This is a genomic window from Kutzneria chonburiensis, assembly GCF_028622115.1.
Taxonomy (GTDB): Bacteria; Actinomycetota; Actinomycetes; order Mycobacteriales; family Pseudonocardiaceae; genus Kutzneria; species Kutzneria chonburiensis.
In genome coordinates this window covers 2,768,023-2,791,384 of the sequence record NZ_CP097263.1, presented here as the reverse complement: position 1 = coordinate 2,791,384, position 23,362 = coordinate 2,768,023, and the positions used below count along the sequence as shown (strand labels likewise).

The following is a 23,362-nucleotide window of genomic DNA, read 5'->3' as shown; positions in this document are numbered from 1 at the left end:
TCCACTCTCAGCCACGGGTCTCGGCCAGGTCGTCGTCCGGGCTGTCCAGTGCGTGCCGGCGAGCCCGCCCGAGACCGCGCTGGAAGCCGGACAGCCGGCTGCGCGTCGTCTCCGGGCTGCGCTCCGGGAACTGCGGCGGCCGCGTCTCCTGCACGTCGGGGATCGCCGTGCGGGGGGCCGCCGAGCCGGGCACGAGGTGCTTGTTCGGCACGCGCTTGGGCAGGCCGACCGCCGTGACCTGGTCGGACGCCGGTCCGCTGAGCTTGGTCCGCACGGTCAGCCAACCCTCGTCGGCCGGCGAGATCCAGCTCCGGACCGGCGCTTCGTGCCGGTTGACCGGCGGCTCGACGACGGGCTCGGCCGTGGCGGCCGGCAGGGCGGGCAGGGGCGGGGCGTCGGGCTCGTCGACCGGCCACTCGTCCAGCTCGACCGGCATCTCGGTCGGCTGGAACCAGCGGGACAGGACTTCCTCGTAGATGGGCAGGCGCGTGGTCGGCTCGGGCTCGGGCTCCTTGACCGGGACGGGCTCCGGCTCGGCCTCGGCCGGCGGCCGGAACAGGCTGCCGTTCTGCTGCGGGATCGGCACGTGAGCGGCCAGGTCGGGCTGGGTCTCCTCGAGCCGGGCCGGCCGGCGCACCGGCAGCGCGGTGTCGGGCTGGTCGGTCTCCTCACGGGGCGGGGCGAGCAGGTCGGCCGGCACCGTGATGACGGCCTTGGTGCCGCCCTCGATGAAGTCGCCGCTGCGCAGCCGGACCTTGATGTTGTGCCGCTGGGCCAGCCGCCCGACCACGTACAGGCCCATCCGCCGGGCCACCGTGACGTCGAAGTCGGGCGGGTCGGCCAGCTTGTGGTTGGCCGCGTCCAGCTCGTCGGTGGTCATGCCCATGCCGGAGTCGGAGATCTGCATGGCCAGCTGCCCGCCGCGCAGCTGCCGGGCCGCGATGGTCACGGTGGTCGACGCCTCGGAGTACGTGGTGGCGTTGTCCAGCAGCTCGGCGATGAGGTGGATCAGGTCCTTGACCGCGCGGCCGTGCACCAGCGCGGTCGGCAGGCCGTTGGCCTTGACCCGGGCGTAGTGCTCGACCTCGGAGATCGCCGCGCCGACCAGCTCGGCCAGCGGCAGCGGCCGGACCAGGGCCTTGGTCAGCCCGGTGCCGGACAGGATGATCAGGTTCTCGCTGTTGCGGCGCATCCGGGTGGCCAGGTGGTCCAGCACGAAGAACCGGGCCAGCTGGTCCGGGTCCTGCTCGTTCTGCTCCAGCCGGTCCAGCTCGGACAGCTGCCGCTCGACCAGCGCCTGGCTGCGCCGGGACAGGTTGACGAAGATCGCGTTCACGTTGTCGCGCAGCACCGCCTGGTCGACGGCCATCCGCACGGCCTGGTCGTGCACCAGGTCGAAGGACCGGGCCAGCTGCCCGATCTCCTCGCGGCTGAACACCGACACCGGGTCGACGGCGTTCTTGGCCGCCTCCATCGGCTCGGGGTCTGCGAGGATGCGGCGCAGCGTCTGCGGGAGGCGGACGTTGGCGATGTCCAGCGCCTCCAGCCGCAGCCGGCGCAGCGGCGTGAGCAGCGACCACGCCATCACCAGCATCAGCCCGAGCGCGATCATCAATGTGCCGAGCAGGGCGGCGATGTCCCGGCCGGCCGCGGCGGCCGCGTCACCGGCCAGCCCCGACGCCTGCGCCCGCAGCTGCCCGATCAGGCCCAGCTCGACCTGGTGGAACTTGTCGTTGGCGCTGGTGCTGGCGGCGGTGAACGAGCCGATGTCGATGTTGAGCGGGGCGGTCGGGCTGGGCGTGAGCAGCGCGGACTGCTCGATCAGGTGGTCGGAGTCGACGTCGGCGCCGCTGTAGCCGTCGCTGAACGACTGCCGTTCCTGGCTGGTCGCGACGGCGGTGAAGTCAGTGACCGACGCGGTGAACGCGGCGTTCGAAGAACGGGCCCGGTCCTGGTTGAGCGAGGACTGGAACGAGTTGTGCGCGGCGGCGATCTGCAGCAGCGCGTCGAGCTGGGCGATCTGCTCCTTGGCCGAGTTCAGGGTCTGGGCGGCGGTGCTGGCGCGGGACAGCTCCTGGGTGCCGGCCGCGGCCGTGACCTCCCGCCCGACCTGCACCAACGTGTCGATCACGGAGGTGTACTCGATGAACAGCGCGTTGTCCGGGTAGACGCCGCGCTGGGCCAGCACGCGCAGCGTGGTCAACGTGGACAGGCCGTCGACGGCGCGGTTGTACCGGTCCATGGCGCCGGCGTCGGGCAGGTTCAGCTTGGCCACCGCCGTGCGGAGCTCGGCGATCGCGCCGTTGGTCCGGTCCAGCTGGGTGGCCAGGGGACTTCCGGCGGCTGAGCTGGTCGCGGCCGCGCCGGTGACCATCAGCACCCGCTCCTTCTGGAGCTGGTGCACCACCTCGGTGATCTGCCGGGCCACGTCGACCTGGGCGACCGTGCGGTGGAAGTTGTTGGCGTTGTCGATCTCGGACTGCACCCGCAGGCCGCCCAGCAGCAGGGCGGCCACCGTCGGCACCAGCAGCACCGCGCCGACCTTGGTCCGCAGCCGCCAGTTGCGCAGCCGCCACCGGCCGCCGGCCGAGCCCCGGGGCCCGGTCGTCGTCCCGTCGTGGGCCGACGGGGCTGGCGGTGGTGGTCGCTCGACTCGTCGTGGGAGACCCGACGTTCGGACACTTCCTCACACGCTCCCCTGGTCATCCGAACAAGGACCCGTCAGGCGAATCGGAGTTCGAGGGTGGATGCAGCGGCCCTTTTGTCGACAGTTGACGATTGAACGCATGCGCACCCGAAACGTTTCGGACCGGCCGGATGCAATTGCACCGGAGCTTCTTAACACAGCTGAGGACCTGCCTGTGACGCGCGTCGGGGTGACGTCCCACCAATGGACGCCGGACCTGTCAAAGGTTGTTGAAGCAACCAGAAGCCCGTTTCGCCATCATGGCGGCTGTTTTCGAACGCTCGTGCAGCCGGTTCTCGTCTTGATCATTTCTGGCGAATTCACCCGCATGGACGCGATGGTGTCTGCTAGGGCGATCCAGCTACTGGAAGGCCGCATGCGCGCTTCGGCGTAAACCGTGCGTCGAAATGGGGTCGGCGCCGGCCTTTGACGGCCGGATTTCCGCTTCGTGGACGTGTGTGCCGTCCGGATGACGGTATTGCGGATGTCGCTAGAGTCTCGTCCGTCGTGGCCGTGATCCGCGTCACGTCAATTGTGAAAATCGAACCCGAGGGTCAGGAGAAAGATCGACATGACTGATCCACACGCCGGTCCGACGGCGGGCAGGGCCTGGTCGCGGCGGCTGTTCCTGTCGGTGACGGCGGCGGCCGCGGTGGCCGCGGTGGACTCCGGATGCAGCCTGCTCGGCGGCCCGGCCGACCCGAACGTCCAGGCCGCCGGCGACCGGACGCTGGAGAAAACCAAGATCAACGTCTCGCTGATCCCGTGCACCGACGTCGGCCCGCTGTGGCTGGCCAAGAAGAACGGCTACTTCGCCGCCGAAGGCCTCGACGTCACGCTGGTCAACAAGCCCAACGGCCCGGGCGTGATCAGCAGCGTGTTCGGCGGGGACGCCGACTTCGGCTTCGCCACCTACCCGGTGCTGGTGCAGGCGCAGCTGAAGACCAACGGCAAGCAGAACCTCCGGGTGGTGGCCGACGCCTCCGCGGCCAAGCCCGACACCACCGCGGTCGTGGTGAAGAAGGGATCCTCACTGACCCGGGCGGAAGACCTGAAGGGCAAGAAGATCGCCGTCACCGCCCGTGGCACCATGGCCGACCTGGCCGTGATGGCCGGCCTGCGTGCGGCCAAAGTGGACTGGTCCACAGTGGACTGGAAGCAGATCGGCTTTGCCGACATGCTGCCCAAGCTGGAGAGCGGCGAGATCGACGCCGCCTTCTTCGCCGAGCCGTACGTCACCATCGCGCAGGCGCAGGCCGGCGTGACCACCGTGTTCCAGCCGCTGACCGGTGCGCTGGACGGGATTCCGCTCAGCGGCTACATGGCCACCGAGCAGACCACCAAGCAGCTGCCCAAGACCGTCGCCGCGTTCCAGCGGGCGATCCGCAAGGCCCAGACCGAGGCGGCGACTCAGCAGGGCGACACCGAGGTCAAGCAGACCATGGTGGACAACGCCAACGTGCAGCCGGACATCGCGCCGGTGATCCACCTGCCGTCCTACCCGATCTCGGCCGACCCGACCCGGTTGCAGCGGGTGCCCGACCTGATGCAGCAGTTCGGGCTGATCGGCCAGAAGTTCGACATGAAGCCGATGATCCTGCCGCAGCTGGGCTGAGGGGCCGGCCCGTCGAGGTCACGAGAGCGAGAGGTGGTGGTGCGGGTGCCGGCGGCGGGAGGCCGTGCCGTGCTGCGCGGCCTGGTCGGTGTGGCCTTTCTGTTGCTGCTGTGGGAAACCGTGGTGCGGGCGGGGATGGTGCCGGCTGACTACCTGCCGCCGCCGTCCATCGTGTTCCCGCAACTGGTGGTGATGCTGGCAGATCCGGGGTTTCTGCTGGCGGTGGTGGCGACGATGCTGTCCTGGGCGATCGCGCTGGGCCTGGCGGTGGGGATCGCGGTGCCGGCGGGACTGGCGCTGGCGGGAGTGCCGTGGCTGAAGGTGGCCAGCGCGACGGTGGTGGAGTTCCTGCGGCCGATTCCGGCGGTGGCGCTGGTGCCGCTGCTGGTGGTGTCGGTCGGCGGTGGCCCGACGACGAAGATCGCGCTGGCGGTGTTTGCCGGGCTGTGGCCGATTCTGTTCAACACCATCTACGCCTTCAACGAGATCGAACCGTTGCAAGTGGACACTGCCAGGGTGTTCGGGGCGGGGCGACTCAGGGTGCTGACTCGGGTTGCGCTGCCGAGTGTCGCGCCGTTTGTGCTGACGGGTGTGAGGCTGTCGGCGGCCATCGGCTTGGCGGTGGTGATCTCGGCGGAGATGCTGACGGGGGCCAGTGGCGGCATTGGCAAGCTGATCGCCGACGCGGCGAGTGGGGCGACCCGGATGGACCGCGTGCTGGCCGGAGTCGTGGTGGCTGGGGTACTGGGCTACGTGATCAACGCGGGCCTGGAACGGGTGCACCGGCGCTGGTTCGGGTGGCAGGCATGAGCCGATTCCTGGTGCGCTGGGGCGTCTTCCTCGCGGTGGTGGTGTGCTGGCAGGTGCTCACCACGATTGCCGATCACCCGTATTTCCCTACGCCGCTGGAGATCCTGGACGCGGGGCGGCAGATGTGGTTGTCCGGGACGGCGGCGACGCTGTTCCTGAGCTCGGATGCCGTTGATGCGCTGCTGCCCAGCATTGGACGGCTGGTGGGTGGTTGGTTGTCGGCGGTGGTGGCGGGGGTCGTGGTGGGCACGGCGCTTGGTCTGTCCCGAAGGTTGCTGGAGTACACCGGGCCGGTGTTCGCCTTCCTCCGTTCGCTGCCGCTGCCGGCGCTGGTGCCGGTTTTCGTGCTGCTGTGCCGTCTTGGCACGCAGATGGTGCTCGCCGTGATCCTCTTCGGCGCGGTGTGGGCGGTGCTGCTGAACACAGTGGACGGTGTGCGGACGGTCGACCGTGTGCAACTGGACACGGCGAGGGCGTTCCGCGTGCCGGTGGTGCGGCGGCTGCTCGGCATCGTGCTGCCGGCGGCGCTGCCGAAGATCTTCGCGGGGCTGCGGGTGAGCCTGTCGCAGTCGGTGACGCTGATGGTGGTCGCCGAGCTGTTCGCCGCCAACGGCGGACTCGGCGGCGAGCTCCGCGACGCGCAGGACCAGTTCGACTTCGCCCAGATGTGGGCCGTGGTCGTGCTGATCGGCGTGCTCGGCTACACCCTCAACACGCTGCTGCTCGCGGTGGAGCGGCGTGCGTTGGGCTGGCATCCCGTCGCGGGCGGGCGCCGCCCGCCGGCCCGAGCAGGAGGACACCTTGTCGACCATGCTTGAGTTGGCTCGGCTGAGCCATGTCTACGGCGATCATGCCGCGATCGCCGAGCTGTCGTTCACCGTGGACACCGGCGAGCTGGCCTGCATCGTCGGGCCGTCCGGCTGCGGCAAGTCAACGCTGCTGCGCGCCATCGCCGGCCTGCTCGCGCCGACCGGCGGATCGGTGCTGCTGCACGGTTCCCCGGTTCGCGGCGTGCCCGACGACCTCGCCGTGGTGTTCCAGGACTACAGCCGCTCGCTGTTCCCATGGTTGACCGTCCAGTCCAATGTGGAGTTTCCGCTGCGGGGACGTATGCGCCGGAAGGTTCGTCAGGACCGGGCCCGGTTCGCCCTGGCCCAGGTCGGGCTGGCCGGTGCCGCGCACAAGCATCCGCAACAGCTCTCCGGCGGTATGCAGCAACGCGTTGCCCTCGCGCGGGCTTTGGCCTACCAGCCGTCGCTGCTGCTGCTCGACGAGCCCTTCGCCTCCGTGGACGCCCAGACCCGGTTCGAGCTGGAGGATCTGTTGCTTCGGGTGCACGCCGAGCAGGGCACCACCATGCTGCTCGTCACCCACGACATCGACGAGAGCGTCTACCTCGGCGACCGCGTGCTCGTGCTCTCCGGCTCACCGGCCCGCGTGCTGGCCGACCTCCCGGTCGACCTGCCCCGTACCCGCGACCAGATCACCACCCGCGGCTGCGAGACGTTCGTCGAGCTCCGCTCCGAGGTCGCCCGCCTGCTGCGCGGCCTGCCCATCCCCGTGACCACCTGATTTCCCGGGTCACCCGGGAATCCGTCCCCTGTCCACCGGGATCATGCCGCCCCGACACTGCACGGCGTGAAAATCCGACGAATCGTCTCCGCGCTGGCGGTCGCGGTGCTGGCCGCGCTGTCGATCACCGGCACTGCCCACGCCGCCGGCCCGGCCAAGGGCCTGATGTGGTTCAGCCACGAGAGCGGCGAGCTGTCGACCTGGCAGCTCAACGGCAGTGGCACCGTGCTCGGCAAGCAGGCGCTGAACCTGACCTGTGGGGCGGACTGCTGGCAGACCTGGCGGCCGCTCGGCACCGCCGACTTCAACGGCGACGGCAAGCCGGACCTGCTGTGGTGGAACCAGCCGACGGGGGAGCTGTCCGCCTGGCTGACCGACGGCAACGGCACGGTGACCGGCTTCCAGTCCGTGGACTGGCGCTGCGACAACGCGTCCAACTGCGCCTGGGACTGGACTCCGTTCGGCTTCGCCGACTTCAACGGTGACGGGCACGTGGACATCATGTGGTGGAACCACACCACCGGCGTGCTGTCGGCGTGGTTGCTCAACGGCCAGGGAACGGTGCTGGGCAAGCAGGATCTCGACCGCGGGTGTGGCTCGGACGGGTGCCGGAACAGCCACGACTCGATCGGCGTCGGCGACATGAACGACGACGGGCACCCGGATCTGGTGTTCTGGCACACGTCCACGGGCGAGGTCGAGAGCTGGCTGCTGAACGGGGCCGGACACGTGATCGGGGTGCAGAATCTCGACTGGCGCTGCGGTTCCGACTGCCGGGGCTGGGGTCCGCGCGGCGTTGCCGACCTCAACGGCGACGGACACCAGGACGTGCTCTGGTACGAGCCGGATTCCGGGGTGCTGTCGACCTGGCTGACCAACGGCCGGGGCACGGTGGTCGGCCAGCAGGATCTGGACTGGACCTGTGATCGCGGCTGCCTGCAGCACTGGGACCTGGTCGACCTGGTGCGCTGAAGCGGGCATGCTTGATCACGTCCGATCCGGCCGGCCCAGGGAGCGCCCGCATGACCAAGGTCGACTTCTACTTCGACCCGATCTGCCCGTTCGCGTGGATCACCTCGCGCTGGATCCTCGAGGTGGAGCGGCAGCGGGAGCTGGACCTGCGGTTTCGCATCATGAGCCTGACGGTGCTCAACACCGGCCGCGACGAGCTGCCGGAGCAGTACAAGGCCAACCTGGCGCAGGGCTGGTGGGCGGTGCGGGTGGCGGCGGCGCTGGCGCAGGAGCGGGGTGAGGCGGCGCTGCGGGACTACTACACGGAATTCGGCCTGCGCTACCACAACCAGGGCAACAAGGACCGACGGGCGGTGATCGCGGCGGCGCTGGCGGCGATGGGTGCGCCGGCGGAGTTGGCGGCGGCGGCTGATTCGACGGAATTCGACGAAGCCGTGCGGAAGAGCCACCACGAAGGCATGGACCCCGTCGGCATGGACGTCGGCACGCCGACCATCCACATCGACGGGGTCGCCTTCTTCGGTCCGGTGCTCAGCTCCGTCCCACGCGGCGCGGACGCGCTGAAGGTGTTCGACGGCGCGGTGGCGCTGGCCGGCTACCCGGACTTCTTCGAGATCAAGCGGACCAGGACCGGCGGCCTGAACTTCGACTAGCGCGTGAAGCCGATGGCCGCGTAGTCCAGCGGGAACTGGGCGAAACCGGGGGCGCCGAAGTTGGCCAGGGTGTCGCGTACGGCGTAGGTGCCGGGAATCTGGTACGTGGGCAGGATGTGGCCCTGCCGCCAGATCTCGGCGTCGGCCTGCTGGATGAGGGCGGTCCGCTTGCCGTCGTCCAGTTCGGCCGAGGCGTCGTCGAGCAGCTTGTTGACGGCGGCGCTGCCGATGGCGCTGTAGTTGAGGCCGGTGGTGCCGGGCGTGGAGTAGAACTGGCTCTTGACGGCGGCCAGCGGCTGCGCCGGCGTCGTGGTGCCGTAGCCGATGACGTCGAACGCGCCTGGGTTGATGTACTTGGCGAACAGCTCGTCCGGCGGCACGGCGTTGATCTTCACGTTGACGCCGACCGCCTTGAGCTGCGACTGCACCAGGGTGGAGATGGCGGTGCTGAGCGCGATGCCGGCCGGCACCACCAGCGTGAGGTCGAACTCCTTGCCGTCCTTCGCGCGGAAGTCACCGTTCTGCTTGTAGCCCAAGGAGTCCAGTGCCTTCTTCGCCGCATCCGGGTTGAACTTCACCGGCCCGGAATTGTCCTGGTACTGCGCGGTTCCCTGGGCGAAGAAGTGGTTGCCCAGCGGCTGCGGGTCCGGCAGCATCGGGCCGAGCAACGCCCTGGCGATGGCCTGGTTGTCCACCGCCTGCTCCACCGCGACCCGGACGGCCTGGTCGTGCAGCGGCTTGCCCTCGGCGCCGTTGAAGTCCAGCAGGTTGTACGACGCCTCGGTGGCCTGCCGCACGGTGAGCCCCTTGGTGCTCTTGGCCCGCCGGTACAGGTCGAGGCTGGAGCCGATGCGGTAGAAGTCGATGGCGCCGCTGGTGAACGCGTCCGGCAGGGCGGTCCGGCCGACCACCTTGAACAGGATCCGGTCCAGGTGCGCCGGCGTTCCCCACCACGCCGGATCCCGTACCACGGACACGGTCTTGGCGGTGGCGTCGATCTTGTCGAACGTGAACGCGGCAGCGGTGATCTTCGGTGCGTCGGCCCAGCCCTTGTTGAACTCGTCCGCGGTGGCGTTGAGCTCCTTGGGCGTCAGTGGGGAGAACAGGCTCTGCCACTCGCCGAACGGCTTGTCGAAGGTGACCTTGACGTCCTGGTCGTCGGCGCCTCGCGTGACGCTGCCGATGTTCTCCAGTCCGGCGGTGCTGGCGCACTGGTAGGCGGGGTTCTTTCCGTTGCACGCCTGCCAGGCCGCCTGGAAGTCCGTCCAGTCGATGGCCCGGCCGGTGGACCAGCGCGCCTTGGGGTTGATCTTGTAGTCGACAGTCTGGGGATTCGTCGAAATCAGCGACGCCGACGTGAGGTAGTCACGGTCGAGGGCAAGCGAGTTGTCCGCCTTGACCGTGAACAGCCACGGCAGCAGGGCATTGGTCAGCTCCCACTGTCCGGTCTGGCTGGAACCGTCCACGCTGTTCGGGTTCCAGTTGCCGTTGACCGCGTCGACCGGCCACTGCATGACCCCGCCGTCCTCGATCCGGTCAGCCGGTTGCGGGTTGATGTCGTTGTGGCCCACCGCCTGCTCGGCCGGCTGCACGGTGCCGGCTCCGCTGTCACAACCCGCGATCAGCAGCGCCACCGCGACCAGCGCCGTCAGAAGTCTCCGGTTCACGGATCCATTCTGCGGCACCGGAAAACCGGCGGACGGATCCGGACTCCACTGTGGACTTCCGCCGATTTTCCGGCCGATAGGGCAGTGTTCAGGCGTCTTCGTCGCGGATGATGTGGACAGCGGCCTCCTCGGCCGACGCGCCGGCGCCGTCGATGCCGACGTCCACGCCGAGCAGGTCGGCGTCCCACTCGCTGCCGCCGGCACTGCCCGCGTCCGACGCGATGTAGGACTCGCTGACCAGGCGGCCGGCCCGTACGTCGCCGACCTCGTCGTAGTCGCGGAGCTCGCCGTCGGAGCCGGCCTGGTCGCCGAGGCCGTCGTCGTCGAGGTCGCCGGCGCCGAAGTCGGGCAGCTCGCGGGCCAGCCGGTCGTCGAGGGACTGGCCGGTCAGCTGCTCACGGGGCGTGGTGCCCCAGTCGTCCAGCACCCACGGTTTCTCCACCGGGGAGAAGCCCTCGTCCAGCGGGTCGGCCGGCCCGTCGTCGAGGGTGTCCGAGGCATCGAGCTGCTCGAACGCGTCGTCGTCGAACTCGTCGCGGTCCATGTGGTGCGGCTCCCGTCGTACTCGTGGCGCGGGCCAGAATAGTCGCGTACGCCGTGATGCGTAGGTCGTAGGTACGTCCTGCGTGCGATGTCTGCCGGCCGGTCACGGCCCTACCGTCGGCGGCATGAGGATCGAACGTGCGTGTTACGTCGTCGCGGCCGTCCTGTTCGCCGGCGGCCTGGCGCATCTGGGCGTGCAGGCGGTGCTCGGCGGGCCGTGGGACGGCCCGGTGTCCTGGCGCAAGCCGGCCGACTTCGGGCTGGCGTTCGGCCTCACGTTGTTCGCCGTGACCTGGACCAGCACCTTCATCGACCTGCGGGCCCGTCGCACGGTGCTCGGCGCGTTCGCGGCGGCCTCGGTGGTCGAGGTGGTGGTGATCTCCGTGCAGGCGTGGCGCGGGGTCCCGTCGCACTTCAACACCACCACGCCGTTGAACGCCGCGTTCGCGTTCAGCGCGGCGGCCGGCGGCGCGGTGCTCATCGTGACCACGTTGGCCCTGTTCCGGGCGGCTTTCCGGCCGTCGGCGGCGTCGCCCGGGCAGCGCATCGCCGGCCAGATCGGCCTGGGCAGCCTGCTGGTCGGGCTGGCCGTCGGCGCGGTGATGATCGCCATCGGCACGCCCGAGGCTCGCGTCTCCCTCGACGCCGCGTACAACGCCGCGGTGGTGCTGGTGCCGGCCCATGCCGCCGCCATGCAGGGCATTCTCGTGCTGCCGATCCTGGCCTGGCTGACCGGTTTCACCACCTGGCCGTCGTCCACCCGCACCCGGGTCACCGTTGTCGGCTGTGCCGGCTACCTGGTCTGTGCCGGCACGATCGTGGTGGAGTCGTTCCTCGGTAGTGATCCCGTGAACGGGCCGTTGACCGGCACCGTCATCGCCGCGGCCGGTGGGGCCGTGCTGGTCGGGGCCGGGGTGGCGACGCTGGCCGGGCTCGACCGGGCGCGTCTGTTTCGTCGGACGGTCGTGAGCCGATAAGGTCCCGCGCAGCCGAAGATCACTGTGTGGGGGGACCGCATGCGGGTACTTGCGTTGGCGTTGTTGGCTTCGACCTTGACCACCGGTACGGCGTCGGCCGGCGAGTGCACGTGGACCGCAACGTCGTTGTCGCACTCCGGCACCGCCCAGGTGCTCGCCGCTCCCGGTGACATCCTCGGTTTCGGGGACGGCCAGCTTTTGCGTTGGCAGAACGGCACCTTCACGTCGACCGCCCTGCCCGGCACCGCCACCCAACTCCACCTGCGCGGCGCCGACGGTTCGGGCCGGGCTGCCGGCACCGTCTCGTCGCCGCAGCAGGCGATCACCGTTAGGAACGGGCAGTTCACCTCGTACACGCTGCCGATCGGGGCCACCAACGGCGACGTTCGTGGCGTCAACCAGCGCGGCGACGTCGCCGGCTTCGCCACCGGTCCCAATGCCGGGCAGCGGCGCTACCTCGTGTGGACCGACGGCTCCACCGGCAAGCCCACCGAGGTCCTTGTCCACGCCGACCAGTTCCGGACTCTCTCCGGCATCACCGACGACCGCCGGCTCGTGCTCGACTGGGCCACCACCGACGGCCACACCCGCGCCGCCACCTTCCTCGGCGGCTCCGCCACGGTGCTGACGCTGCCGACCGGCACCACGGATTCGTGGACCACCGCCGCTGCCGGCAGCTGGATCATCGGCACCGCCGGCGCTGACCACCGTTCCGTCCTGTGGGACGCCACCGGCACCCCACGCTTGCTGCCTTCCGGCTTCGACGCCGTGTCGGTCAACCGCAGCGGCCTGGTGGCCGGCACCTACGCCGGCCAGGCCGCGGTCGTCACCGCCGACGGCTCCGTGCACCAGCTCGGGTCCGGCACGGATCTCGGCTCGGTGGCCGACGACGGCACCGTGCTCGGCTCATCGGCCGGTGTCGCCACGACCTGGGCCTGCCACGCCTGACCCGAAATGTCACATGCGCGTCGTTGTTGCCTCCCAGCGGCACATCCGGACCGCATGTGCCGGGAAGGGTGGCGGTGGGTGGGGTGGTGCTGGGAGTTGGTTCGCACCGATCAGCGCGGATTGCCGGCGCGCAGCCAGGAGAGGTAGTCGGCGACGGCGCGCTCGGTGTCGTATTCGGGGAGGTAGCCGGTGTCCTGGTGGACGCGGGTGATGTCGAGCCGCGGGTAGGCGATGCCACCGGCGGGGAGATCGACCGCGGCGTCGGGGGCGACCTTGCGGATGGCGGCGGTGATCTCGGCGTTGGTGGTGGCGCGGCCCGAGGCGACGTTGTACGTGCGGTGGTTGAGTCGCTCGGCGGTCTGGAGCAGGGCGATGGCTCGGCCGCAGTCCGGGGCGTAGCAGAGGTCCAAGGCGTCGCCGGCCCGCGCCTTGGTGTCGGGAACGGTGCTACGGGCGGCGGCGTGCACGAGCTGCGACGCGGCGGAGAAGGGGTCGACGGGGCGGCCGCGGGGACCCCAGACGGCGCCGATGCGATACGTCACGATGTCGAGGCCGGCCGCGTCGGCGAGATGGCCGGACAGCAGCTCGCCGATCTTCTTGAACGCCGGGATGACGTGGCCTGAGGTCATCGGCAGCGGCAGGTCCTCGGTGAACGGGTCCGCGGTGACGCCGCCGTACACGCCGATGGTGCTGGCGATGCCGACCCGGTCGACGCCCCAGTCGGCCGCCACCCGGAGCACGTTGAACAGGCTGCCGACGGCCCGACGGGCGGCCTCGACCGGCTGTTCGTCGGTGACCGGCCAGGGCATCGACCCGGCGAGGTGCACGATGCCGGTGATCTTGTGGCGGTCGCCGACCGCTCGTAACGAGTCGAGGTCGTTGATGTCGACCCGCGCGACTTCCGCCGGCACGGGTGGCTGTTCGACCGGCCGGCGCTGCGCGAGCACGCAGGGTTGGCCCAGGTCGAGCAGGGCGCGGGCGGTGTGGGTGCCGATGAAGCCGAGTCCGCCGGTCACCAGGATCATCAGGGCTCCTCACGGTTTTCTGTGCTGACCATCAGGTTCTAAAATCATCAGTAGAGCTGACAATCAGCGTAGCGATAGGATCATCCGGGTGTCCAGCGACCAGGCGAGCCCCCGGCTCGCGTACCTGCTCAAGCACGCCAACCAGCGGATCTCCGAGCTGACCGAGGCGGCGCTGCTGCCCTACGACCTGTCCGGCAAGGAGTTGGCGGTGCTGAACGTGCTCTCCGCGCTTGAGCTGGGTTCGCAGCAGCAGGCGGCGCAGCGGCTGGGCATCGACCGCAGCACCATGGTCGCGCTGCTGGACTCGTTGGAGCGCAAGGACCTGGTCTCGCGTCACCCGCATGTCGACGACCGCCGCCGCAACGTGGTCGAGCTGACCGAGCACGGCATGGAGACCAGGCGCAAGGCCCGTGTCGCGGCGCTGGCGGCGGAGCAGGAGTTCCTGGAGCCGGTGGCCGTGGCCGCCGGTGATCAGCTCCGTGCGGCGCTGGAGACGATCGTGCGGGCCTCGAGGTCGCAGGGGTAGGACGTTTAGGGTCGAGGCATGGACACACTGCTGCGGGGCGGCCGGGTGATCGATCCGGGCGCCGGGTTCGACGGGCCGGCGGACGTGCTGATCACCGACGGCAAGATCGCGGCGGTCGGCCCCGGGCTGGACGCGCCACCGGGTGCGGCGGTGGTGGACGTGACCGGGCTGGTGGTGGGACCGGGCTTCGTCGACGTGCACAGTCACGTGCACTCCATCGCCGGCCACCGCATGCAGGCGATGGACGGGGTGACGACGGCCCTGGACCTGGAGGCCGGCGTCAGCCCGATCGAGCGGGGATACGCGGAGGCGGCGCAGGCGGGCCGGCCGCTGCACTACGGGTTCTCGGCGTCGTGGAGCGGGGCGCGGGCGCAGGTGCTGCTCGGGGTGAAAACGGACGCGAGGGTCAGCAGCAGCCTGGCGATGCTGGGTAACGAAGCGTGGCGGCGGTCGTCGTCGCCGGCGGAGCTGACGGCGTGGTTGTCGGTGCTGGAGAACGAGATCGCGGCCGGGGCGCTGGGCATCGGGGTGCTGCTGGGGTACGCCCCGATGTCCGACCCGGCGGAATTCCTCGCGGTGGCGGAGCTGGCGGCGAAAGCCGGCGTGCCGACGTACACGCATGTCCGCGAGCTGACCGAGGTTGATCCGGCGACGCCGATCGACGGCTCGGAGGAGATCGCCCGGGCGGCCGGGGAGACCGGCGCGGCGATGCACCACTGCCACGTCAACAGCACCTCGGGCCGTCACGTCGACCGTGTGCTGGGCACGATGGAGAGAGCGCGGAAACTGGGCTCCCGCGTCACCCTCGAGGCCTATCCCTACGGCGCGGGCAGCACGGCGATCGGTGCGGCGTTCATCGCCCCGGAACGCCTCCGGATGAGGGGCCTGCGCCCGTCCAACATCATCGTGGTCGAGACGGGGGAGCGGGTCGCGGACGAGAAGCGGCTGCTCCAGCTGCGCGCGGACAACCCGAGTGCGCCCTGCCTGATGGAGTTCCTCGACGAAAGCCAAGAGGCCGACCAGGCGATGCTGCGCCGCACGCTGGGCTTCCCGGACTCGATCGTGGCCAGCGACGCGATGCCGCTGTTCTGGCCGGACGGCAGCTACGACAGCACCGAGTGGCCGCTGCCGCCGGGCGGGTCGACCCATCCGCGCGCGTCGGGCACGTTCGCCAAGACGCTACGGCTGATGGTCCGGGAGAGCGGGGCCTGGACCTGGCTGGAGGCGTTCCGGCGCTGCTCCTACCTGCCGGCGCGGCTGCTGGACGACTGCGCGCCGGGGGCCAGGGCCAAGGGGCATCTCGGGGTCGGGGCCGACGCCGACATCGTCGTGCTCGACCCGGAGCGCATCACCGACGCCGCCACCTACACCGACCCGCTGCGGCCGTCGGTCGGCGTGCGGCACCTGTTCGTGGCCGGGACTTCCGTTGTCCGGCAAGGGGAATTGCAAGTGGACGCGCTGCCGGGGCAGCCGCTGCGTGGGGAGGCACGATGACGGATCTGCTGGCGGACATCGAGGAACTGGTGCGGTTCGAGTCACCGTCGTCGGATCACGATGCGGTGGCGCGCAGCGCCGACCTGGTGGCGGCGGTCGGCCGGCGGCTGCTCGACGCCGAGCCGGAGCGCATCGTGACCGACGGCTGCACGCACCTGCGCTGGCGGTTCGGCGACACGCCGAAGGTGCTGCTGCTCGGCCACCACGACACGGTCTGGCCGCATGGATCCCTTGCCACGCACCCGTTCTCCATCAAGGACGGGGTGTTGCGCGGGCCGGGCTGCTTCGACATGAAGACCGGCCTGGTGATGGCCCTGCACGCCGTCGCGGCGCTGGAGGACCGGGACGGCGTGTCGATCCTGATCACCGGTGACGAGGAGCTCGGCTCGCTGCGGTCCCGCGCGTTGATCGAGGAAGAGGCGCGGGGCTGCGCGGCGGCGTTCGTGCTGGAGGCGTCCGGGCCGGGCGGGGCGTTGAAGACCCGCCGCAAGGGCACGTCGATCTACCGGATCGTGGTGGCGGGCAAGGCTTCCCACGCCGGGCTGGAGCCGGAGAAGGGGATCAACGCGGGGATCGAGATCGCCCACCAGATCCTCGCGGTGTCCAAGCTGGGCGATGCCGGCCGCGGCACCACGGTCGTGCCGACGGTGCTCAGCGCCGGCACCACGTCGAACACCGTGCCGGCGGAAGCCGTGGTCTCGGTGGACGTCCGGGCCTGGGATCGGGACGAGCAGGTTCGGGTGGACGAGGCCATCCGGCGGCTGACGCCCGTGCTCGACGGGGCTGAGGTTCGCATCGAGGGCGGCATCAACCGGCCGCCGCTGGACACGGCGTCGTCGGCCGAGCTGTTCCGGCTGGCGTCTGGCTTGGCCACCGAGCTCGGGCTCGGCGAGCTGCCGGAGACGGCCGTCGGCGGCGCTTCGGACGGCAACTTCACCGCCGGGGTGGGCATTCCGACGCTCGACGGCCTCGGCGCGGTCGGCGACGGCGCGCATGCCGACCACGAGCACGTGATCGTGGAGGAGATCCCGAAGCGGACGGCGCTGCTCGTCGCCCTGCTCAAGGCCGTCCTAGGTTCGCGTTGACGAATCGGCCGGCGCGTTTTCGTGCGGCACGACGAACACACGCGCCGGCCGGCGGCCGAGGATGGTCGCCGTGACGGTGATCCGTGAAGTGACCGAGGTGGCCGACCTGGTGGCGGTGGCCGACCTCTTCGCGTCGATCTGGGGACGAGCGGACCGGCCGGTCGCGCCGGAACTGCTGCGGGCCATGGCCGTGACCGGCAACTACGTGGCCGCCGCGAGCGAGGACGGCGTGCTCACAGGCGCGAGCTTCGGGTTTCTCGGGCACGACGGCCTGCACAGCCACATCACCGGCGTGATCGGGGCCGGCCAGGGCATCGGGTACGCGTTGAAGCAGCACCAGCGGGAGTGGGCGCTGCGCCACGGGCTGAAGACGATCTCCTGGACGTTCGACCCGCTGGTGCGCCGCAACGCGCACTTCAACCTGGCCAAGCTCGGCGCTCGGCCGGTGAGCTACCTGCCCGACTTCTACGGCGCGATGCCCGACGCCATCAACGGGGCCGACAAGTCGGACCGGTTGATGGTGCACTGGGATCTCGTGGGTGGTCCCCAGTGGACTGAACCTGGCCCGGGTGTGCCGGCACTGTCCATAGGGGACGATGGGGAACCTTTGGAGGGCAAGGCCGACGGGCCGGTTTTGCTCATCGCGACCCCGCCCGACATCGAGGCGCTGCGTCGGACGGACCCGGCACTGGCCCGGTCCTGGCGGTCCGCGTCCCGCCAGATTCTGGGCGGCCTGCTGGACGACGGCGCCGAGGTGGTCGGCTTTGAACAAGGCGCGTACGTGATCGTGAGGGAGCAACAGTGAAGATCAGTGGCGTTGAGCTGCTGCGGCTGCGGATGCCGCTGGTGTCGCCGTTCCGCACGTCCTTCGGCACGCAGGAAGCACGGGAGATCCTCGTGCTGCGCGTGATCACGCCGACGGCCGAGGGCTGGGGCGAATGCGGCGCGCTGCTCGACCCGGTCTACTCCTCCGAATATGTCAACGGCGTGGCGGACGTGCTGCGGACCTACCTCGTCCCGACTTTGCTGCGCGCGGGCGACATCTCCGCGCATCAGGTCGCGCCGCTGCTGGCGAAGTTCAAGGGCCACCGGATGGCCAAGGCCGCCCTGGAAACCGCCGTCCTCGACGCGGAACTCCGCGCGCACGACATGCCCCTTTCGGTCGCGCTCGGGTCCACAAAGGACTCTGTGGACTGCGGGGTGTCGGTCGGCATCATGGATTCCGTGCCGCAGCTGCTCGACGCGGTCGCCGGCTACCTCGACGAGGGCTACGTCCGGATCAAGCTCAAGATCGAGCCCGGCTGGGACGTCGAGCCGGTCCGCGCGGTGCGGGAGCGCTTCGACGACGACGTGCTGCTCCAGGTCGACGCCAACACCGCCTACACCCTGGCCGACACCCAGCGGCTGGCCCAGCTCGACCCGTTCAACCTGCTGCTGATCGAGCAGCCGCTGGACGAGGAGGACGTGCTCGGACACGCCGAGCTGGCCCGGCACATCCGGACCCCGATCTGCCTGGACGAGTCCATCGTCTCCGCGCAGTCGGCCGCGGCGGCGATCAAGGTCGGCGCGTGCCGGATCGTCAACATCAAGCCGTCGCGGGTCGGCGGCTACCTGGAGGCTCGGCGTATCCACGACGTCTGCGAGGCGAACGGTGTTCCGGTGTGGTGCGGCGGCATGCTCGAGACCGGCATCGGGCGGGCGGCCAACGTGGCGCTGGCAGCGCTACCGGGCTTCACCCTGCCCGGCGACACCTCGGGCTCCAGCCGCTACTACCGCACCGACATCACCGAGCCGTTTGTGCTGGTCAACGGCCAGTTGCCGGTGCCGGCCGGGCCCGGCATCGGCGTGACGCCGATCCCGGAGCGGTTGGCCGAGGTCACGACGGCCCGTGAGTTCGTCCGAGCCGACGAATTTGCCGGGTGAATCCCGTCGATCGGCACTAACGGGCCGGCGGACCGGAGGGTTACGGTCGGACGATGCCGACCAGCATCGCGCGCGTGCTCGACGACCTGGGTGACGTGCTGCTGGAGCCGATCGCCGGGGTGCGGCGGCAGCAGCTCGGCGGCGTGGTCATCCACGACCCGCAGGACAGCTCGGACTTTCCCGAGCAGGCGATCGTGCTCGGCGTCGGTGTCCAGGACGTCGCCGAACTGCTGGTCGCGCACGGTCGCCGCGGTGTCCAGGCCCTGGTGATCAGGGGGCCGGTCGAGGCGACGCCGGCGGTCCGGCGGGCCGCCGAGGAGTCCGGGGTCGCGCTGCTGGGGCTGGCTGACGGCGCGTCCTGGGCGCAGCTCGCCGCGCTGCTCCGGACGCTGCTGGCCGAGGGCGAGATCGGCGCGCCGGAGCCGGCCGAGGACCTGTTCGCCGTGGCCAACGCGATCGCGGCGCTGCTGGACGCGCCGGTGACGATCGAGGACCCCGCCTCGCGCGTGCTGGCCTTCTCGGGCCGGCAGGACGAGGCCGACGAGTCCCGGGTGGAGACCATCCTCGGCCGTCAGGTGCCGGCTCGTTTCACTCTGGCGTTGAAGCGCAACGGCGTGTTCGACCGGCTGCACCGCGAGCGTGAGCCCGTCTACATCGATCTTGCTGCTCAGGAGGCCGCGGCGGGTCTGCCGCGGGTGGCCGTTGCCGTCCGGGCGGGCACCGAGGTCTTGGGCTCGATCTGGGCGGCCGTGCGTGAGCCGCTGAGCGAGGAGCGCACGCGGGCCCTGGTCGATGCGACGAAAGTCGTTGCGCTGCACCTGCTGCGGCTGCGCGCCGGGGCGGACGTCGAACGCCGGCTGCGCACCGATCTCGTCAGCACCGCGCTGGAGGGCGGGGCCGCCGCGCCGGAAGCGGTGGTACGACTGGGTTTGCTCGGCCGGCCCGCGGTGGTGCTGGCCATGGGACTCGTGTCCGGCGAGGACGACGATGCCGGCCGGACCGCGGACGGCCAGCGGTTCGCCGACGCACTGGCAGTGCACCTGGCGGCAGTCCAGCCAAGATCGGCGGTCGCGCTGCTGGGTGAGGTGGCGTACGCCATCGTGCCCGTAGAGGAGAACTCTCGGGAGCGATCGATCCGCCTCGCGGAGGGATTCCTGGCCCGCATGGGCGAACGGGTCGCCGCGGTGATCGGCATCGGGCCGCCGGCGCTGGATGCGTTCGGGCTCCGGCGTTCTCGCGACGGGGCCGATCGTGCGCTGCGGGTCCTGCTGACCGAGGGCGGCTGTCGTCGAGTGGCCACTGTGGACGATGTGCACATCGATGCGTTGTTGTTGGAGCTCAACGACCTCATGGCCGCGCGCGGCGACACCGTCGCCGGGCCGATCGCCCGATTGCAGGCCTACGACGCCCGTCACAATGCCGAACTGGTTCGGACGCTGCGCTGCTGGCTGGACGCGTTCGGCGACGTCACCGCCGCGGCCGCCGCGGCCTACGTGCACGTCAACACCTTCCGCTACCGGCTCAAGCGGGTCACCGAGGTCGGCGAGATCGACCTCGACGACAGCGGGCAGCGGTTCGCGGCCATGCTCCAGCTTCGTTTGACACACCTAGGGGAAGGCGTGGAATGACGCGACGTTCGCAGATCGACGACCTGTACGACGTGACGATCCCGGCGCAGTCGGTGCTGTCGCCGGACGGCAGCAGGATCGTGTACGTGCTGCGCACCACCGACCGTGAGGAGGACCAGCTCGTCCGGCAGCTGTGGGAGGTCGACACCAGCGGCGGCGAGCCACGGCGGATCACCCAGGGCCCCAAGGACTCCTCGCCCGCGTGGTCGCCGGACGGCACGAAGATCGCCTTCCTGCGCGACGACCAGGTGTGGCTGCTGGAGACCGGCGAGCCCCGGCAGCTGACGACGTTGCCGCTGGGCGCGGGCGCACCGAGGTGGAGCCCGGACGGCACGAAGATCGCGTTCACCGCCGTCGTGGGCCCGGCGGAGTCGACCGCGCCGATCGTGGTGAACCGCCTGGACTACAAGTTCGACGGTATCGGCCTTTTCGGGGAGAAGCGCCGGCACGTGCACGTGCTGGACGTCGAATCCGGCGACGTCCGCCAGGTCACCTTCGGCGACTGGCATGCCAGTGCCCCGGCCTGGTCGCCCGACGGCACGCAGCTGGCCTTCGCTGCCGCCCGTGACGACAACTTGGACCTGAATTTCCGTTCCGCCGCCTACGTTGTCAAGATCGGCGGCGAACCCCGGCTGGTCGGCACGGCCGAGGGCTCCTGCTCGACCGTCGGCTGGACCGCCGACGGCACCGCGCTGCTGGTCGTCGGTCGGACGAACACCGAGATCGGCACTGCGCGGCTGCTCCGCGTTTCGCTGGACGGCGAGACCGTCGACCTCACGGAACCCTTGGACCGCACCGTGTTGACCGGTGAGCCCGGCTATCCGGGTGGGCTGCCGCAGTCCATCGGCGACACCGTGTACTTCACCGCCCGGGACCGCGGCTGCACCCATCTGTACGCCCTACGAGACGGCGAGATCCGAAAGATCCTGGGCAGCGCCGGAACCGTGGTGTTCGAGATGAACGCGGTCGGCGGCAAAGCCGCCGTCGTGCTGACCACGCCGACGTCGTACGGCGAGGTCGTGGTGGTCGACCTCGAGAGCGGCGACGTCGACAAGCTGACCGCCCACGGCGCCAACGACATCGAGTTCTTTGCCCACGAGCACCGGGAATTCACCATTTCCGACGGCACGGTCGTGCACGGTATGCTGCTGCGCGACCCGTCGCGGAAAGGCCCGCTGCCACTGTTGCTGGACATCCACGGCGGCCCACACAACGCCTGGACCGGCGCGGCCGACTACATCCGCGGATATCAGCAGGTGCTGGCCGCGCGCGGCTGGGCTGTGCTGCTGCTCAACGTGCGTGGCAGCGATGGCTACGGCGAGGAGTTCGTGACCGCGGCCCTCGGCGCCTGGGGAACGGCTGACGGCAAGGATTTCCTTGAGCCGCTGGACCAACTGGTCTCCGAAGGCATCGCCGACCCCGACCGGCTGGCCGTCACCGGCTACAGCTACGGCGGCTACATGACATGCTATCTGACCAGCCGTGACAACCGCTTCGCGGTGGCCGTCGCCGGCGGGGTCGTGGCCGACACGATCAGCATGGCCGGCACCTCCGATTCCGGGCACTGGCTGACCGCGCTCGAACGGGCCGGCGTGGAATCCTCGCCGCTGACCTACGTCGACAATGTCCGTACGCCCACGCTGATCCTGCACGGCACGGCCGACGAGCGCTGCCCGGTCGGACAGGCCGAGCAATGGTTCTCGGCGCTGCGGACCCGTGGCGTGCCAACACAAATGGTGCTCTATCCGGGCGCATCGCACGGATCCGTGTTCATCGGCAAGCCGTCCCACCACATCGACTACAACCGGCGGGTCGTCGACTGGCTGGAGCAGCGGGCCCCGATCCGCGCCGACCACTGGCGGCGGCGACTGGCCGAGCTGGCCGTCAAACACAGCATTCCCGGTGCGGCACTGGGCATTCTGCGCGGTGACGAGGTCGTGACGGTCAGCGCCGGCGTGTTGAGCAAGGCCACCGGCGTGCCGGTCACGGACGACTCGGTGTTCCAGATCGGCTCCATCACCAAAACCTGGACCGCCACGCTGGCCATGCAGCTCGTCGACGAGGGCCGGCTCGACCTGGACGCTCCGGTCGTCGACGTGCTGCCGGAGCTTCGACTGTCCGATTCGGACGTTGGCAAGCAGGTGACGCTGCGGCATCTGTTGACCCACACCAGCGGCATCGACGGCGACGTGTTCACCGACACCGGCCGTGGCGACGACTGCGTGGCGAAATACGTCGACCGGCTCGACGAAGCCGCGCAGGTGCACCCGCTCGGCGCGACTTTGTCGTACTGCAACTCGGGTTTCGTGCTCGCCGGCCGGATGATCGAGGAGCTCACCGGGAAGACCTGGGATGGCGCGCTCAGGGAACGACTGATCGACCGGCTCGGGTTGAAGCGCACCGTCACCCTGCCCGAGGAGGCGATCCTGCTCAGCGCGGCCATCGGGCACGAGGCCCCGGCCGGCCAGGAACCCCAGCCGGTGGACACTTTCCTGCTGCCGCGATCGCTCGGCCCGGCCGGCTTGATCACCGCCTCCGCGGCCGATGTGCTGGCCTTCGCCAAGCTGCACCTGACCGGCGGCCTCGCGCCGAACGGCGAGCCCCTGCTCAGCGAGTCCTCGGCTGCCGTCATGACCGAGCGGCACGCCGAGCTGCCCAACAAGTACGTTTTCGGCGACTCGTGGGGCCTGGGCTGGATGCGCTTCGACTGGGACGGCCACCTCGCCGTCGGGCACGACGGCGGCACCCGCGGACAGTCCGCCTACCTGCGGATCGTGCCCGAACTCGGCCTGGCCGTCACGCTGCTCACCAACGGCGACAACGCCATGGACCTCTACCAGGAGCTGTTCCGGGAGCTTTTCGCCGAAATCGCCGGCATTTCCCTGCCGCCGGTCGTCGAACCGCCGGCCGTGCCCGTCGATGTCGATGCCGGCCCGTACTTCGGGACGTACGAACGGGCCGGCAGCCGCATCGAGATCTTCGCCGGCGACCACGGCCCGCGGATCCGCAACACCGTCACCGGGACCATGGCTGAGATCATGCCCGAGCCGGTCACCGAGCACGACCTGATCCCGGTCACCGACACCCTGTTCGTCGCCCGTTCCGACGGCAGGCAGTGGTGGACGCCGATCGTGTTCTTCAGCCTGCCGACCGGTGAGCCGTACATGCAGATCAGCGTGCGGACCTATCCGAAGGTGGACTGAGCAACGCAGTGGGCGGGGAGGACGTCACCTGCCGT

20 protein-coding genes are annotated in these 23,362 nt (G+C 70.2%); 16 read left to right on the top strand and 4 right to left on the bottom strand.

The window, feature by feature from the left end; genetic code table 11:
- Window positions 1-7: 7 nt before the first annotated feature.
- Window positions 8-2,533, bottom strand: a complete 2,526-nt coding sequence (locus M3Q35_RS12840) for a sensor histidine kinase (RefSeq protein ID WP_273941948.1) — start codon at window positions 2,531-2,533, stop codon at window positions 8-10.
- A gap of 253 nt (window positions 2,534-2,786) precedes the next feature.
- Between M3Q35_RS12840 and M3Q35_RS12835 the strand changes: the two genes are divergently transcribed.
- The 7 genes from M3Q35_RS12835 to M3Q35_RS12805 all read left to right on the top strand — a co-directional run bounded on the left by M3Q35_RS12835 (window position 2,787) and on the right by M3Q35_RS12805 (window position 8,308).
- Window positions 2,787-3,080, top strand: coding sequence for a hypothetical protein (locus tag M3Q35_RS12835; RefSeq protein WP_273941947.1), 294 nt, complete (start codon window positions 2,787-2,789; stop codon window positions 3,078-3,080).
- Window positions 3,081-3,257: 177 nt separating this feature from the next.
- Entirely contained in the window at window positions 3,258-4,301 is a 1,044-nt protein-coding gene (locus M3Q35_RS12830; RefSeq protein ID WP_273941946.1) for an ABC transporter substrate-binding protein, read from the top strand.
- Between the two features lie 69 nt (window positions 4,302-4,370).
- Window positions 4,371-5,111 (top strand): ABC transporter permease, encoded by a 741-nt coding sequence (locus M3Q35_RS12825; protein ID WP_273941945.1) that lies wholly within the window; start codon window positions 4,371-4,373, stop codon window positions 5,109-5,111.
- The gene (locus tag M3Q35_RS12820; protein WP_273941944.1) at window positions 5,108-5,929 is read left to right on the top strand and encodes an ABC transporter permease; all 822 of its coding nucleotides are present in this window, start codon (window positions 5,108-5,110) and stop codon (window positions 5,927-5,929) included. Before M3Q35_RS12825 ends, M3Q35_RS12820 begins: the two co-directional genes overlap by 4 nt.
- Window positions 5,913-6,683, top strand: coding sequence for an ABC transporter ATP-binding protein (locus tag M3Q35_RS12815; protein ID WP_273941943.1), 771 nt, complete (start codon window positions 5,913-5,915; stop codon window positions 6,681-6,683). The genes M3Q35_RS12820 and M3Q35_RS12815 overlap by 17 nt, the downstream gene beginning before the upstream one ends.
- 66 nt (window positions 6,684-6,749) lie before the next feature.
- Window positions 6,750-7,655, top strand: coding sequence for an FG-GAP repeat domain-containing protein (locus M3Q35_RS12810; protein ID WP_273941942.1), 906 nt, complete (start codon window positions 6,750-6,752; stop codon window positions 7,653-7,655).
- A gap of 50 nt (window positions 7,656-7,705) precedes the next feature.
- Entirely contained in the window at window positions 7,706-8,308 is a 603-nt protein-coding gene (locus M3Q35_RS12805) for a DsbA family protein (protein ID WP_273941941.1), read from the top strand.
- Here M3Q35_RS12805 and M3Q35_RS12800 read toward each other — a convergent pair.
- Window positions 8,305-9,975: an ABC transporter family substrate-binding protein gene (locus M3Q35_RS12800; protein ID WP_273941940.1), complete on the bottom strand. Its 1,671-nt coding sequence runs from the start codon at window positions 9,973-9,975 to the stop codon at window positions 8,305-8,307. The genes M3Q35_RS12805 and M3Q35_RS12800 overlap by 4 nt on opposite strands.
- An 88-nt stretch (window positions 9,976-10,063) precedes the next feature.
- Window positions 10,064-10,519 carry a DUF5709 domain-containing protein gene (locus M3Q35_RS12795; RefSeq protein WP_273941939.1) on the bottom strand — a complete coding sequence of 152 codons (456 nt, stop codon included), beginning with the start codon at window positions 10,517-10,519 and terminating at the stop codon, window positions 10,064-10,066.
- 124 nt (window positions 10,520-10,643) lie between these two features.
- Between M3Q35_RS12795 and M3Q35_RS12790 the strand changes: the two genes are divergently transcribed.
- Window positions 10,644-11,495: a hypothetical protein gene (locus tag M3Q35_RS12790; protein ID WP_273941938.1), complete on the top strand. Its 852-nt coding sequence runs from the start codon at window positions 10,644-10,646 to the stop codon at window positions 11,493-11,495.
- Between the two features lie 39 nt (window positions 11,496-11,534).
- On the top strand, window positions 11,535-12,443 hold the full coding sequence (locus M3Q35_RS12785; RefSeq protein WP_273941937.1) for a hypothetical protein: 909 nt from the start codon (window positions 11,535-11,537) through the stop codon (window positions 12,441-12,443).
- Window positions 12,444-12,553: 110 nt separating this feature from the next.
- On the opposite strand, the gene M3Q35_RS12780 is transcribed toward M3Q35_RS12785, so the two are convergent.
- On the bottom strand, window positions 12,554-13,468 hold the full coding sequence (locus M3Q35_RS12780; RefSeq protein ID WP_273941936.1) for an NAD-dependent epimerase/dehydratase family protein: 915 nt from the start codon (window positions 13,466-13,468) through the stop codon (window positions 12,554-12,556).
- A gap of 88 nt (window positions 13,469-13,556) precedes the next feature.
- Here M3Q35_RS12780 and M3Q35_RS12775 point away from each other — a divergent pair, with 88 nt between their 5' ends.
- From M3Q35_RS12775 to M3Q35_RS12745, 7 genes are all read left to right on the top strand, one after another.
- The gene (locus tag M3Q35_RS12775; protein WP_273941934.1) at window positions 13,557-13,994 is read left to right on the top strand and encodes a MarR family winged helix-turn-helix transcriptional regulator; all 438 of its coding nucleotides are present in this window, start codon (window positions 13,557-13,559) and stop codon (window positions 13,992-13,994) included.
- An 18-nt stretch (window positions 13,995-14,012) separates the two neighbouring features.
- Complete coding sequence (locus M3Q35_RS12770) at window positions 14,013-15,488, top strand: amidohydrolase family protein (RefSeq protein WP_273941933.1); 1,476 nt, start codon at window positions 14,013-14,015, stop codon at window positions 15,486-15,488.
- Window positions 15,485-16,573 (top strand): M20 family metallopeptidase, encoded by a 1,089-nt coding sequence (locus M3Q35_RS12765; RefSeq protein WP_273941932.1) that lies wholly within the window; start codon window positions 15,485-15,487, stop codon window positions 16,571-16,573. The genes M3Q35_RS12770 and M3Q35_RS12765 overlap by 4 nt, the downstream gene beginning before the upstream one ends.
- A 61-nt stretch (window positions 16,574-16,634) precedes the next feature.
- The gene (locus tag M3Q35_RS12760; RefSeq protein ID WP_379794657.1) at window positions 16,635-17,378 is read left to right on the top strand and encodes a GNAT family N-acetyltransferase; all 744 of its coding nucleotides are present in this window, start codon (window positions 16,635-16,637) and stop codon (window positions 17,376-17,378) included.
- Complete coding sequence (gene menC / locus M3Q35_RS12755; protein ID WP_273941930.1) at window positions 17,375-18,496, top strand: o-succinylbenzoate synthase; 1,122 nt, start codon at window positions 17,375-17,377, stop codon at window positions 18,494-18,496. Before M3Q35_RS12760 ends, menC begins: the two co-directional genes overlap by 4 nt.
- A 53-nt stretch (window positions 18,497-18,549) precedes the next feature.
- On the top strand, window positions 18,550-20,124 hold the full coding sequence (locus M3Q35_RS12750; protein WP_273941929.1) for a PucR family transcriptional regulator: 1,575 nt from the start codon (window positions 18,550-18,552) through the stop codon (window positions 20,122-20,124).
- Window positions 20,121-23,327 carry a serine hydrolase gene (locus tag M3Q35_RS12745; RefSeq protein ID WP_273941928.1) on the top strand — a complete coding sequence of 1,069 codons (3,207 nt, stop codon included), beginning with the start codon at window positions 20,121-20,123 and terminating at the stop codon, window positions 23,325-23,327. The genes M3Q35_RS12750 and M3Q35_RS12745 overlap by 4 nt, the downstream gene beginning before the upstream one ends.
- Window positions 23,328-23,362 lie beyond the last annotated feature (35 nt).

Coding starts and splice junctions, on each gene's coding strand:
- M3Q35_RS12835 (WP_273941947.1), top strand. CDS start 2,787: ATGCGCACCCGAAACGTTTCGGACCGGCCGGATGCAATTGCACCGGAG.
- M3Q35_RS12745 (WP_273941928.1), top strand. CDS start 20,121: ATGACGCGACGTTCGCAGATCGACGACCTGTACGACGTGACGATCCCG.
- M3Q35_RS12805 (WP_273941941.1), top strand. CDS start 7,706: ATGACCAAGGTCGACTTCTACTTCGACCCGATCTGCCCGTTCGCGTGG.
- M3Q35_RS12830 (WP_273941946.1), top strand. CDS start 3,258: ATGACTGATCCACACGCCGGTCCGACGGCGGGCAGGGCCTGGTCGCGG.
- M3Q35_RS12765 (WP_273941932.1), top strand. CDS start 15,485: ATGACGGATCTGCTGGCGGACATCGAGGAACTGGTGCGGTTCGAGTCA.
- M3Q35_RS12750 (WP_273941929.1), top strand. CDS start 18,550: ATGCCGACCAGCATCGCGCGCGTGCTCGACGACCTGGGTGACGTGCTG.
- M3Q35_RS12785 (WP_273941937.1), top strand. CDS start 11,535: ATGCGGGTACTTGCGTTGGCGTTGTTGGCTTCGACCTTGACCACCGGT.
- M3Q35_RS12790 (WP_273941938.1), top strand. CDS start 10,644: ATGAGGATCGAACGTGCGTGTTACGTCGTCGCGGCCGTCCTGTTCGCC.
- M3Q35_RS12760 (WP_379794657.1), top strand. CDS start 16,635: ATGGTCGCCGTGACGGTGATCCGTGAAGTGACCGAGGTGGCCGACCTG.
- M3Q35_RS12780 (WP_273941936.1), bottom strand. CDS start 13,468: ATGATCCTGGTGACCGGCGGACTCGGCTTCATCGGCACCCACACCGCC.
- M3Q35_RS12770 (WP_273941933.1), top strand. CDS start 14,013: ATGGACACACTGCTGCGGGGCGGCCGGGTGATCGATCCGGGCGCCGGG.
- M3Q35_RS12820 (WP_273941944.1), top strand. CDS start 5,108: ATGAGCCGATTCCTGGTGCGCTGGGGCGTCTTCCTCGCGGTGGTGGTG.
- M3Q35_RS12795 (WP_273941939.1), bottom strand. CDS start 10,519: ATGGACCGCGACGAGTTCGACGACGACGCGTTCGAGCAGCTCGATGCC.